We start from the raw sequence: 11,986 nt of genomic DNA, 5'->3' as shown, positions 1-11,986 counted from the left end.
CGCGCCGTGAGCCGCGCCGTGAGCCGCGTCATGAGCCGCGTCATGAGCCGTGTCACCGCGGGCCGTGCCGTGCTGGGCCGTGCCGTGCTCGGCCGGCTGGCCGGGGTCGCGCTGCTCCTCGCCGCGGTCGCGGGATGCGGGGTGGAGCCGACGAGGGTCAACGACGGCGGCCCGCCTCCGGTGATCAGCGGCGCCTCGACGGTCGTGCGCGTCTACCTCGTCCGGTCGGGACGGCTTGAGCCCACCAGCGTGGCCGCGACGTCCTCGCACGTCAACGATGTTCTCTCCGCGCTGTTCGGGGCCGGGCGGCGCCCGCCCAGCGGCGTCGGCACCGCCCTGAGCCGCATGCGGCTGGCCCAGGTCCAGCTCATGCGGTACACGCCCGATCCGAGCAGCCGCAACGATCCGGACAGCGTGGGCCTGCGGCTCCGGGTGTTCGTCAGCGGGCCGAAGATGTCCAGGATCGCGATGGCCCAGATCACCTGTACGGCGCGGCTGCGCCCGGAGATCTGGGCCGTGGAGATCGCGCAGGGCGACGCCGAGACCCTGAAGATCCACACCTGCCGGGAGTACTGGGATCTGGCACCGCAGAACGGCCATCTCCCGCCCTGACCCCCGGCAGGCCGGGGATCAGAAGGTGATGTCCTCCAGCATCTCGGTCACCAGGGCGGCGATCTGCGACCGCTCCGACCTGGTGAGCGTGATGTGCGCGAACAGCGGATGCCCCTTGAGCTTCTCGACCACCGCGACCACACCGTCGTGCCGGCCGACACGGAGGTTGTCGCGCTGGGCGATGTCGTGGGTGAGCACCACCCGCGAGTTCGCCCCGATCCGCGACAGCACGGTGAGGAGCACCCCGCGCTCCAGCGACTGGGCCTCGTCCACGATGACGAACGCGTCGTGGAGCGAGCGGCCGCGGATGTGCGTGAGCGGGAGGACCTCCAGCATTCCGCGGTCCAGGACCTCTTCGATCACCTCGGGCGTGGTCACCGCGCCGAGCGTGTCGTAGACGGCCTGGGCCCAGGGGCCCATCTTCTCGTTCTCCGAACCCGGGAGGTAACCGAGCTCCTGGCCGCCCACGGCGTACAGCGGGCGGAAGACGATGACCTTGCGGTGCTGGCGGCGCTCCAGCACGGCCTCCAGGCCCGCGCAGAGGGCCAGGGCCGACTTCCCGGTGCCCGCGCGTCCCCCCATGGAGACGATGCCCACCTCGGGGTCCATGAGGATGTCGAGCGCGATCCGCTGCTCCGCCGACCGGCCGTGCAGGCCGAAGACCTCACGGTCGCCCCGGACCAGGCGTACGGACTTGTCGGGCATGACGCGCCCGAGCGCGGAGCCGCGGCTGGACAGCAGCCGCAGGCCGGTGTGGCAGGGAAGGTCGCGGGCCTCCTCCAGGTCCGCGTTGCCGCTCTCGAAGAGCGCCTCGACGTCCTCGGTGGTCACCTGGAGTTCGGCCATGCCGGTCCAGCCCGACTCGACCACCATCCCGGCGCGGTACTCCTCCGCGGCGAGGCCGATCGAGGCGGCCTTGACGCGCATGGGCAGGTCCTTCGAGACGAGCACCACGTCGCAGCCCTCGGCCGCGAGGTTCTGCGCGACCGTGAGGATGCGGGTGTCGTTGTCACCGAGGCGGAACCCGGCCGGAAGGACCGACGGGTCGCTGTGGTTGAGCTCCACCCGGATGGTGCCCTCGCCGATCGGCATGGGCTCGTCCAGGCGACCGTGCCGCACCCTGAGGTCGTCGAGGAAGCGCAGTGCCTCGCGGGCGAAGTAGCCGAGTTCAGGATGCTGCCTCTTGGCCTCCAGCTCGGTGACGACGACGACCGGGATGACGACCTCGTGCTCGGCGAAGCGGCTCATCGCCGCCGGGTCGGCGAGCAGGACGGAGGTGTCAAGGATGTAGGTGCGGGTCGGGTTACTCGAGGACTGTGCCACGCGTTCTCCCCCGGGCGCCTGGAAAGGGCACCCTGCCGTGAATGGTGGTGAACGGACCGGACCCGTGCCCTGACGAAGTGGACCGGGATTCCGGCCCTCCTCACGATCAAGGACAGGCCCTCTCCCACTACGGTACGTAACGTTCCCCTTGATCCCAATAGCTGGACCGTGACCGAAAGGGAGCGTTCACGTGCCGTTTCAGGAACCGTACCGACGGTGCCGCGCGGCGTACGAGCGGAGCGCCCGCAGGAAGTCGACTCTGCGGAAGTCAGGCCAGTAGGCCTCGCAGAAGTAGAACTCGGAGTGGGCGCTCTGCCAGAGCAGGAAACCGGAGAGTCGCTGCTCTCCCGACGTCCGGATGACGAGGTCGGGGTCGGGCAGTCCGCGCGTGTAGAGATGCTCCGCGATGTGCTCGACGTCGAGGACCTCGACGAGGTCCTCGATGCTCGCGCCCTTGCTGGCGTGCTCCTGGAGGAGAGAGCGCACCGCATCAGCGATCTCACGTCTTCCTCCATACCCAACGGCCACGTTCACAATCAGGCCAGGGCGGTGTGATGTGGTTTCTTTTGCATCTTTCAGGACACGAGCGGTGTGATCGGGCAGCAGATCCAGTGACCCCATGGGACTGACGTGCCATCCCTGCTCGACGAGGTCCTGCACCAGCCCCTCGATCACCTGGAGCAGCGGCTGGAGTTCGGCCTGGTCCCGGGAGAGGTTGTCGGTGGAGAGCAGCCACAGCGTCACGTACTCGACCCCGGCCTCCCGGCACCACTCCAGGAGCTCGGTGATCTTGTCGGCGCCCTTCTGGTGCCCGCGGCTCACGTCACGCAGGCCCATGGCCCTGGCCCATCGCCGGTTGCCGTCGACGATGACGCCCACATGCCGGGGGATCAGGTCCGCCTCGCGGGACCCGGAGAGCTTCCGCTCGAGCCTGCGCTCGTACAGCTTGTACACGAGATCGCGCACGCCCATGCAAGTCCTCTTCCCTCGCGACCCGGTGGCTCCGGTCAATTATCGGGGCCGCGACACCCTGACTGCTCCGTTCGTGAGGTTGCTGTTGCGTTCCATCTCGAACGAACCCCCCAATATTTCCTCGGCGTCGCCGACGAGACCCTCAACAAAGGCGGCCAGGCGGCCGGAGGTCAGTTCCGCGCGCAGGCCGACGCCGCTCGCGCCCCATGCCTCCAGGAAGGCCCTGCGGGTGAGCCGCCACTCGCCCAGCGGAGCGACGCCCCCGCGCCGCCGGGCGGGGATCCACGACGGCATGGTCCGCACCTGGCAGCGCAGCTCACCGCCGCCGACCACGTCGATCCTGCTCCGGTAGCGGAGGGCGAACATCTCGCCCTCGTCGCCGCCGGGGAAGCGGTCCTCCGGATCCGGCCAGCCGCCGGCCTGGGGACCGCCGTCCGCTCTCGCGTCCGCGATCACCCGGGCCAGCCTGGCCAGGAACCAGCCGCACCGCTCCCCGACCGTTCCGTACGGCACGCCGTCCCGGTACAGCTCCAACGTGACCTCGTACGGCACGCCCAGTCTGTCCCGGCACGGCACCGGATTAACGGTAAGGTATGATCCGTCTACGCACGGTAACCCTTGCACGGTTCACACGCTAGCCGCGACAACTCGCCGCTAACACCCCAAAACGGGCAAGTCCGCGTTAGTGGACCCGGCGCATCAGACGGGCCCACAGGCCGGACCGTGGACGGGTTTCCTCCGCCAGGTTATGACCGGAGCCGGTCGAAAATAGGCGAAAGCCGAAGGGGCCCCGGGGCGTCCAGCGGACGATCCGAGGCCCGTACGGTGGCTCAGGAGTGGCCAGGTCAGCTCAGGCGGTCGACCAGGGCGTTGTACTCGTCCCACAGCTCCTTGGGCAGGTGGTCGCCGAAGGTCTCGAAGAAGGCCGGCACGAGCGCCGCCTCCTCACGCCACACCTCGGGGTCGACGCTCAGCAGCTCCGCCATGTCGCTCTCAGAGACGTTCAGGCCCTCGGTGTCCAGCGCGACGGGCAGGTTGCCGATCGCGCTCGGCACGGCGTCCTCCTGGCCGTTCAGCCGGCCGACGATCCACTTGAGGACCCGGCTGTTCTCGCCGAAGCCCGGCCACAGGAACCGGCCGTTCGCGTCCTTGCGGAACCAGTTGACGTAGTAGATCCGCGGCAGCTTGGCGGGGTCCGCCTGCTGGCCGATCCTGATCCAGTGGGCGAAGTAGTCGCCCATGTTGTAGCCGCAGAACGGGAGCATCGCGAACGGATCGCGGCGCAGCTCACCGACCTTGCCCTCGGCCGCCGCGGTCTTCTCCGAGGCGACGTTGGCGCCGAGGAAGACGCCCTGCTGCCAGCTCAGGGACTCGGTGACCAGCGGGACCGCGGTCGCCCTGCGTCCGCCGAACAGGATGGCCGAGATCGGCACGCCCGCCGGGTCCTGCCACTCGGGCGCGATCGTCGGGCACTGCCCGGCCGGGGTGGTGAAGCGCGCGTTCGGGTGCGCGGCCGGCTCGCCGGACTCCGGCGTCCAGGAACGGCCCTTCCAGTCCGTCAGGTGGGCCGGCGGCTCGTCGGTGAGACCCTCCCACCACACGTCGCCGTCGTCGGTCAGGGCGACGTTGGTGAAGATGCTGTTGCCCCAGAGGGTCTCGATCGCGTTGGCGTTGGTGGACTCGCCGGTCCCCGGCGCGACGCCGAAGAACCCCGCCTCGGGGTTGATGGCGTACAGGCGGCCGTCGGGGCCGAACCGCATCCAGGCGATGTCGTCGCCGATCGTCTCGACCTTCCAGCCGGGAATCGTCGGCTGGAGCATGGCGAGGTTGGTCTTGCCGCACGCCGAGGGGAACGCCGCGGCGACGTACCGCGCCTCACCCTGCGGCGGTGTGAGCTTGAGGATGAGCATGTGCTCGGCCAGCCAGCCCTCGTCCCTGGCCATGACGCTGGCGATGCGCAGCGCGTAGCACTTCTTCCCGAGCAGGGCGTTGCCGCCGTAGCCCGAGCCGTACGACCAGATCTCGCGGGTCTCCGGGAAGTGGCTGATGTACTTGGTGTCGCTGCACGGCCAGGGAACGTCCTCCTGGCCCTCGGCCAGCGGGGCGCCCACGGAGTGGACGGCCTTGACGAAGTCGCCGCGCTCCTCGATCAGGCGCAGCGCCTCCTCACCCATCCGGGTCATGACCCGCATGGACACGGCCACGTACGGCGAGTCGGTGATCTCCACGCCGAGCTGGGAGATGGTGCCGCCGAGGGGGCCCATGCAGAACGGCACGACGTACATCGTGCGACCGCGCATGCATCCCTTGAACAGCTCACCGAACGTCCGCCGCATCTCGGCCGGGGCGATCCAGTTGTTCGTCGGCCCCGCGTCCTCGGCCCGCTCCGAGCAGATGTACGTTCGGTCCTCGACCCGGGCGACGTCACTCGGGTCCGAGGTCGCAAGGAAGCTGTTGGGCCGTTTGGCCAGCCGGGTGAGAGTGCCCTGTTTGACGAGCAGGTTCGTCAAGCGGGTCCACTCCGCCTCGGAGCCGTCGCACCATTCGACCCTGTCAGGCTGGGTCAGCTCGGCGATCTCCCTGACCCAGGCGGCCAGCTCGGGGTGAGTCGTCGGAACGCGTACCTCTGCTGATACGGACACGGAACCGGCTCCTTTTTCTCGAAGGACCAAATCATCATTGACGACGAATGGCCGACGAATCCAATTGGCGTAGACCACGCCCATATCCGGCGGCACTCGGGTCCACACGGCTCCGGAATGGAGTTTGGCCAGGCAGGGGCCGTGACGGTTCGTGGAGCCTACCCAGTAGAAAGCGGTTCAAAGAAACGAGTTCCGAGTGTCAGATCACTCCCGTCCGGCAATATTGGTATAGGCCATCCGAAGTGGTCCAGACCATTTTTTCAATTGGTTTAGTCCACGTGATCCGGCCCGGCGGCGCGGACCCGATCCACGTGCTGGAGGGCATCCCGCAGGTCAGCGAGCCAGGTGTCGGTGTGCCGCCCCACCAGACGGACGCACCAGGCCAGGGCGTCGCTGCGGCTGCGTGCGACCCCCGCGGCGACGAGTGTGTCGAGGACCTGACGCTCCGGCTGCCGCAACCGCGTCATGACGGGCACCGACAACGTGGTGAACATCACTCTCTCGCCCTCGACGACGATCCCCCAGGAAACCTTCCTGCGGAATCGCCGTTCGGCCTCGCGGGCGATCTCGATCCGGCGCTCCCTGGTCTCCTCGCGGAACCTCTCGACATAGCCCTCCAGTGCGGCGGAACGCTCCAGGTCGGGCAACCCGCGCGCCACGGTCAGCGGGGGGACGACGCCGACGACCGCGATCTCCTCGCGATCGACCACCACCTCGGGCACCTCGGCGAACCAGCCCTCGGGCAGGCGTCCCGCGAACCAGCCCCGCAACTGCTCCTCTGTATCCATGTAATCGAGATTACATCCGCTTCCCCCAGCGGGCCATGTGTCGACAGTGACACTCTTCCGGGAGTTGCTTTCGCTCCGGAGCCGCGTGTCCCGCGAGGCGCGATCGGCCCACCTCGGCAGCCTCCTTTCCACTGTCCACGCCGGCCGCGGCCCCGGTCATTACCCCGCCGATGTTGATCTTCCTTCCCAGAGGTGCGGGGAGACGGCAAAATCGGGGCATGAGCTCCCCTCAGCGCGCTGACCGGAACGCCGACTCGACGCAGCGGGCCGTCCTGAGCCTGCGCGAGCGCAAGAAGGCCAAGACCCGGCGGGCGATCCAGGAGCACGCGCTGCGGATGTTCACCGAGCAGGGCTACGAGGCCACCACCGTCGAGCAGATCGCGGAGGCGGCCGAGGTGTCTCCGAGCACGCTCTTCCGGTACTTCCCGACCAAGGAAGACCTGATCGTTCAGGACGACTACGACCCGATACTGCTTGCGGAGATGCGGGCCCAGCCGCCTGAGCTGCCCCCGCTCACCGCGATCCGGCGGGCGCTGCACACGGCCTTCGCGCAGATTCCTCCTGAGGGACTGGACGGGGTCCGCGTCCGGATGAGCCTGATGATGAGCGTCCCTGCCGTACGCGCCCGCAGCCTGGACAACCTGCTGACCACGGTGCACCTGCTGGCCGGGGTGGTCGCCGAGCGCTCAGGCCGCGACCGGTCCGCCCCCGCCGTGCGGACCTTCGCCGGGGCCGTGCTGGGGGCGATGCTCCCGGCGCTGTACAGCTGGGCCGCCGCGGACGGCACCCGCTCCCTGCCCGACCTGGTCGACGAGGCTCTCGGTCTCCTTGAGGACGGCCTGCCCGTCTGAATCGTGATCAAGCCGCAGCCCGTTGCCGGGGCGATGCGCCGACCTGCCCCATATGGCGATCTACCTGATTTTTACAAAACCTCGCCACTGGAGGTCGGACATGTCTCGACAGAGACGCGCCGCCATCGCGGCCCTTGCCCTGCTCCCCTGCACGGCCGTGGCGGGCACGGCGCACGCCGACAGCGCGCCGGAGATCACCGTCGCGACCTGCGCGCCGTACGTGGAGGTCACCTTGGCGGATGACGACGGGTGCCGGGGTGAGGCACTGGCCGGAATCTCGTACTTCAGGCCATCTCTTTCCCGGAGAAGATCGCGGCGAACGCGGACTTCCGTAGGGCCGTCTCGATGGCGATCGACCGCGAGGCGATCACGAAGCAGGCTTTCGACAGCTCACGGATTCCGGCGCACTCCTTCGTCCCTCCCCTCACCGAGAGGAGCTGGCGTGACCCCTGCGGACAGGTGTGCGTGTACAACCCGGCCAAGGCGCGCGAATACCTGACCAAGGCCCTCGCGTCGGGTTTCCGGCCACCGGCCGTGCTTCCCGTGTACTACAACGCCGACAGCGTCCACCTGGAGTGGATCAAGCCGCTCGTGGCGGACCTGAACAAGGTGTTCAAGGGCAAGGTGAGGTTCGTCCCCGAGGCGAAGGCGACTTTCACCTCTTTCGACAAGGCGAAGAGAGCGGGGCTGCTGAACGGGATGTTCCGGTCGGGCTGGCAGCTCGACTTCCCCTACATCCAGAACGCCGTCGGCCCGATGTACGCGTCTGACGGTGCCTACAACGACAAGGTGTACCGGAACAAGAAGTTCGACGCGCTGCTCCACGCGGCGGACCGGCAGCGGTCCTCTGCCGAGGCGATCAGGCTCTACCAGCGAGCCGAAGCGCTGCTCGTCAAGGATCTCCCGGCCATCCCGCTCTGGTTCTACGGTGACCTGACCTGGCGCTCCGACCGCATCGCCAAGGTCGAGCTCACGCCGTTCGGGACGATCGACCCGCTGACCCTCAAGCTCGCGTAGCCCTCTCACCGGAAACCTCGGCCGGGTTCCTGAAGGCCGGACGGTTGAGGTCATGGCATCCAGCGGACCCGTGAGGTCGGTGGATGCCACGCGACCGTCGCCGGGAGGCCCCCGCTCGCGTGGGTCAGCGGACGCGGGCGGCGACCCAGGGGCTGACCCGGACCACCCCGGCCAGGTTCCGGGTGTAGACCGGGGCGATCTTGACGACGTCGCCCGTACGCGGGGCGTGCAGCATCTTGCCGTTGCCCCAGTAGATCGCGACGTGCGAGATGTAGTTGGGGTTGGTCGGGTCGTTCCGCCAGAACAGCAGGTCGCCCGGCTGCGCCTGGGAGAGCGGCACCTGCGGGCCGGTCGCCCACTGCTGGTGGGTGACCCGAGGCATCCGGACGCCCGCCTGGGCGTAGGCCCACTGGACCAGGCCGGAGCAGTCGAAGGTGTTCGGGCCCTCGGCGCCCCACACGTACGGGCGGCCCAGCTTGCCGACCGCGGCCGTGAGCGCGACCTTGAGCTGGTCGACCGACATGAACGCGGTCACCGGCCAGGTCTTCTGCTGTGTGGTCCGGCCGCGCGGGACGACGACCACCGGGTTGATCGTGGCCACCTGGCTGCCCTTCGGCAGGATCTTCAGCAGTTTCCTGCGCAGCTTCCCCGAATCCACCTTGGGAGCGCTGACGACCAGGGCGTTGCCCTCGGGGATGCCCAGGTTCCGCGCGGTCTGCCGGGACACCACGGCGGCGATCGAGCCCATGCCCATCGTGGCGTACGCGCCCACGCGCAGCTGGAGGCGTCCTCCGGTCACCGTCGAGCCCAGCTTGATGCCGCCGTCCTGGCCCAGGTCGAAGGAGACAGCCACCTCACCGGCTGCGACGTTGTTCCAGAGGGCGTCGGATCTGGCCGTCGTCTTCGGCGTGAAGGGGCGGAACGTCGACGGTTCGACGCCCAGGGTCTGCACCCGCTTGCCGTCCACCATGACGTCGGCGGCGTCGGTCACCTCCGCCGCCGCCACGCCCTTCGCCTTGCGCACCTTCGCCACGACGTCCGGGGCGAGCGGCCCCCGCGCCACCACGAACAGGTGCGGGTCGCGCAGCTCCTTGAGCGGCGCCACCGCGGGATTCGTCGCCTTGATCTGCTCGGCGGACGCCACCCGCCGGTCGTGCTCGTCGGCACCGGCCCCCGTCGCCTGCCGCCGTACGGGCGGAGTGGCGGGATCGCGGCTCAGGACGACCAGGTCGGCGGTGAAAACGGAGACCAGGAGCGCCGCGATGACGGGGACCGCCGCGCGGGGCATCCGCCTGCGGGGAGACACCCTCGGGCTGTAGGCCAGGTCCTGCCGGGTCTCGGACACCACGCGGGCGACGCTCGTCCGGAACGAGGAACGCGCACGCCCGTCGAGCACCATCCCACCCCATCTCCCCGTAGGCCCGCAGCGCGTTCGGATCGGCGAGCCCGATCAACGAGACTGCCGTACGGGGGCGAATACCGCAATCGGCGCACATGCCGAAACCCGCCGGCACGAAGACATACCAGCGGGTCGACGCACGTGTGATCGGGTGGCTAGTTGCCGATGTACGGCACGGCCTCGAGGATCTCGACCTCGTTCTGGCGGCCGTTGGGCATGGTGTACATCGCCTTGTCGCCGATCTTCTTGCCGTTGATCGCGGAACCGAGCGGCGAGTTCGGCGAGTAGACGTCGATGGGCGCTCCGCTCTCCTCGCGGGAGGCGAGCAGGAACGTCACCTCTTCGTCATCACCCACGAAACGGATCGTCACGGTCATACCGGGACCGACGACACCCTCGGTGCGGGGTGCCTCGCCCACCTTGGCGCTGTCCAGGATCTGGCGGAGGTGGAAGATCCGGGCCTCCATCTTGCCCTGCTCGTCCTTGGCGGCGTGGTAGCCGCCGTTCTCCTTGAGGTCGCCCTCTTCACGGGCGGCTTCGATCTTCTTCGCGATATCCGTGCGACCCGGGCCGGAAAGGTACTCGTACTCCTCCTTGAGGCGGTCGTACGCCTCTTGCGTCAGCCAGGTGACGTTGTCGTTCTGGGAGACGGCCACGGGCTCTCCTTGTTCCTCTAAGTGACTCGAAAGGCTTACAAGTTAACGCCTTCGAACGCTTCCCCAAAGATTCCACTATACGAGATTGCAGTACTGAACGAGCACGCTCGTGGCCTGGGAACTCGTCTTCAGACGCTCCGTCACGGTGAGGTCCGACCTGCCGGACGGAATGGTGACCTCCTTGCTGCCGACCTCGGTGTGAAGGACGTCGACGGCACGCACCCGGCAGCTCGCCACACTGTCGGCGGGCTTGTGCACCAAGAAGGTCACCTCGGCGGAGTCGGCCGCGTCGGCGTTGTAGCTCACCACGTCGGCCCGCACCTCGGGGTTGCCCCGCGCGGCCATCATCACGTATCCCCAGCCGCCCGCGATCACGGCGACGAGCAGACCGATGACGACGTACGCCAGGACGCTCCGGCGCCCCTGGGGCCGCGCGGGATAGTCGTCGGGCGTGCCGAGGATGGGAGCGTCGAGCGCGCCGGTCCTGTCACCGGCGTCGCCGGCCCTCGTGCCGGGCCTGCTACTGGATTCGGCGGCCATGGCGGAATCTCCCTGGGGTCTTACGGTGTTGTCCGAAACAATTGTCCAACCCGGGGGTCTCGCCCCCTCCAGAAGCTAACCTCTTCGAGGAGCTGACTGGACACATTGAGGAGAGCCGTGAGTGCACCGCTGAGGCTGATGGCCGTTCACGCGCACCCTGACGACGAGTCGAGCAAGGGCGCGGCGACGATGGCCCGCTACGTCAGAGAAGGTGTGGACGTCCTCGTCGCCACATGTACCGGCGGCGAACGCGGCTCCGTTCTGAACCCCAAGATGGACCGGCCGGACGTCCTGGAGAACATCGGCGAGGTACGCCGCCTGGAGATGGAGCGGGCGCGGGAGATCCTCGGCGTGGAGCAGCGTTTCCTCGGCTTCGTCGACTCGGGGCTCCCCGACGACGAGACCGAGCCGCTTCCCGACGAATGCTTCGCCGTACAGCCGATCGAGGTGGCCGCGGCGCCGCTGGTCGCGCTGGTCCGCGAGTTCCGCCCGCACGTGATCCTCACGTACGACGACAACGGCGGCTACCCGCACCCCGATCACATCATGACCAACCGGATCTCGATCGAGGCGTTCGAGGCGGCCGGCGACCCCGACAAGTACCCCGGAACCGGCGAGCCGTGGCAGCCGCTGAAGCTCTACTACCACATGGGTTTCAGCAAGGAGCGGTTCGAGGCGCTGCACGAGGCGATGAACGAGCGCGGCATGGGCTCACCGTACGCCGACTGGATCGCGCGCTGGGAGGACCGCCCGGAGAAGTGGGACGTCACGACCAGGGTGCCGTGCGCCGACTACTTCGAGATCCGCGACCTGGCCCTGATCGCGCACGCCACCCAGGTCGACCCCGACGGGTTCTGGTTCGTCTGCCCGCGTGAGATCCAGCAGGAGGTCTGGCCGACGGAGGACTACCACCTCGCCAGGTCCCTGATGGACACCTCGCTTCCCGAGGACGACCTCTTCACGGGGATCCACGCGGAGGTCACCCCTGCCTGCTCGTAAGCTGGAAGCGTGAACTCCACCACCGCAACCGACCCGAGCATCGGTCCGGGGCTTCTCGGTTTCATCATCGTCGCCGCCATCGGCTTCGCGTTGTTCTTCCTGATCAAGTCGATGAACAGGCAGATGTCGAAGATCGAGTTGCCGCACGAGCGCGAGCACCCCGCCATCCCCGTGCGTGAGGGTTGAA

At 68.4% G+C, this 11,986-nt stretch carries 13 protein-coding genes; 5 read left to right on the top strand and 8 right to left on the bottom strand.

Translation table 11 applies throughout. The features are described 5' to 3' along the window. The first annotated feature begins 42 nt into the window (after positions 1 to 42). Entirely contained in the window at positions 43 to 612 is a 570-nt protein-coding gene (locus IMZ11_RS01420; RefSeq protein ID WP_228636905.1) for a hypothetical protein, read from the top strand. A gap of 18 nt (positions 613 to 630) precedes the next feature. On the opposite strand, the gene IMZ11_RS01415 is transcribed toward IMZ11_RS01420, so the two are convergent. The 5 genes from IMZ11_RS01415 to IMZ11_RS01395 all read right to left on the bottom strand — a co-directional run bounded on the left by IMZ11_RS01415 (position 631) and on the right by IMZ11_RS01395 (position 6,337). Further along, positions 631 to 1,935 (bottom strand): PhoH family protein, encoded by a 1,305-nt coding sequence (locus tag IMZ11_RS01415; RefSeq protein WP_228636903.1) that lies wholly within the window; start codon positions 1,933 to 1,935, stop codon positions 631 to 633. Between the two features lie 198 nt (positions 1,936 to 2,133). Continuing rightward, positions 2,134 to 2,907, bottom strand: coding sequence for an isoprenyl transferase (locus IMZ11_RS01410; protein WP_061258278.1), 774 nt, complete (start codon positions 2,905 to 2,907; stop codon positions 2,134 to 2,136). Positions 2,908 to 2,946: 39 nt separating this feature from the next. Next, positions 2,947 to 3,483: a hypothetical protein gene (locus tag IMZ11_RS01405; RefSeq protein ID WP_228636899.1), complete on the bottom strand. Its 537-nt coding sequence runs from the start codon at positions 3,481 to 3,483 to the stop codon at positions 2,947 to 2,949. Positions 3,484 to 3,752: 269 nt separating this feature from the next. Continuing rightward, a complete protein-coding gene (locus IMZ11_RS01400) occupies positions 3,753 to 5,549 on the bottom strand; it encodes a phosphoenolpyruvate carboxykinase (GTP) (RefSeq protein ID WP_228636897.1) in 1,797 nt (598 codons plus the stop codon). A 269-nt stretch (positions 5,550 to 5,818) separates the two neighbouring features. Further along, entirely contained in the window at positions 5,819 to 6,337 is a 519-nt protein-coding gene (locus tag IMZ11_RS01395) for a hypothetical protein (RefSeq protein WP_305075843.1), read from the bottom strand. Positions 6,338 to 6,555: 218 nt separating this feature from the next. Between IMZ11_RS01395 and IMZ11_RS01390 the strand changes: the two genes are divergently transcribed. Together IMZ11_RS01390 and IMZ11_RS01385 are read left to right on the top strand one after the other, a co-directional pair. Continuing rightward, positions 6,556 to 7,188: a TetR family transcriptional regulator gene (locus IMZ11_RS01390; RefSeq protein WP_228636894.1), complete on the top strand. Its 633-nt coding sequence runs from the start codon at positions 6,556 to 6,558 to the stop codon at positions 7,186 to 7,188. A 291-nt stretch (positions 7,189 to 7,479) separates the two neighbouring features. Continuing rightward, complete coding sequence (locus IMZ11_RS01385; protein ID WP_228637102.1) at positions 7,480 to 8,205, top strand: ABC transporter substrate-binding protein; 726 nt, start codon at positions 7,480 to 7,482, stop codon at positions 8,203 to 8,205. A 124-nt stretch (positions 8,206 to 8,329) separates the two neighbouring features. Here the strand turns inward: IMZ11_RS01385 and IMZ11_RS01380 are convergent, their stop codons facing one another. From IMZ11_RS01380 to IMZ11_RS01370, 3 genes are all read right to left on the bottom strand, one after another. After that, on the bottom strand, positions 8,330 to 9,604 hold the full coding sequence (locus tag IMZ11_RS01380; protein WP_228636893.1) for a C40 family peptidase: 1,275 nt from the start codon (positions 9,602 to 9,604) through the stop codon (positions 8,330 to 8,332). Positions 9,605 to 9,759: 155 nt separating this feature from the next. Then, positions 9,760 to 10,260, bottom strand: coding sequence for a transcription elongation factor GreA (gene greA, locus IMZ11_RS01375; protein WP_061258269.1), 501 nt, complete (start codon positions 10,258 to 10,260; stop codon positions 9,760 to 9,762). 75 nt (positions 10,261 to 10,335) lie between these two features. Beyond that, a complete protein-coding gene (locus tag IMZ11_RS01370) occupies positions 10,336 to 10,800 on the bottom strand; it encodes a DUF4307 domain-containing protein (protein ID WP_228636892.1) in 465 nt (154 codons plus the stop codon). A 117-nt stretch (positions 10,801 to 10,917) separates the two neighbouring features. Here IMZ11_RS01370 and mca point away from each other — a divergent pair, with 117 nt between their 5' ends. Next, a complete protein-coding gene (gene mca, locus IMZ11_RS01365; protein WP_228636890.1) occupies positions 10,918 to 11,799 on the top strand; it encodes a mycothiol conjugate amidase Mca in 882 nt (293 codons plus the stop codon). 9 nt (positions 11,800 to 11,808) lie between these two features. Next, on the top strand, positions 11,809 to 11,985 hold the full coding sequence (locus IMZ11_RS01360; RefSeq protein WP_228636888.1) for a hypothetical protein: 177 nt from the start codon (positions 11,809 to 11,811) through the stop codon (positions 11,983 to 11,985). Position 11,986 lies beyond the last annotated feature (1 nt).

It is taken from the genome of Microtetraspora sp. AC03309 (genome assembly GCF_020826795.1).
GTDB classification, from domain to species: domain Bacteria; phylum Actinomycetota; class Actinomycetes; order Streptosporangiales; family Streptosporangiaceae; genus Microtetraspora; species Microtetraspora glauca.
The sequence above is the reverse complement of the archived record's forward strand: the minus strand, read 5'-3'. Positions and strand labels throughout refer to the sequence as shown.

Coding starts and splice junctions, on each gene's coding strand:
- IMZ11_RS01395 (WP_305075843.1), bottom strand. CDS start 6,337: ATGGATACAGAGGAGCAGTTGCGGGGCTGGTTCGCGGGACGCCTGCCC.
- IMZ11_RS01420 (WP_228636905.1), top strand. CDS start 43: ATGAGCCGTGTCACCGCGGGCCGTGCCGTGCTGGGCCGTGCCGTGCTC.
- IMZ11_RS01380 (WP_228636893.1), bottom strand. CDS start 9,604: ATGGTGCTCGACGGGCGTGCGCGTTCCTCGTTCCGGACGAGCGTCGCC.
- IMZ11_RS01390 (WP_228636894.1), top strand. CDS start 6,556: ATGAGCTCCCCTCAGCGCGCTGACCGGAACGCCGACTCGACGCAGCGG.
- IMZ11_RS01410 (WP_061258278.1), bottom strand. CDS start 2,907: ATGGGCGTGCGCGATCTCGTGTACAAGCTGTACGAGCGCAGGCTCGAG.
- IMZ11_RS01370 (WP_228636892.1), bottom strand. CDS start 10,800: ATGGCCGCCGAATCCAGTAGCAGGCCCGGCACGAGGGCCGGCGACGCC.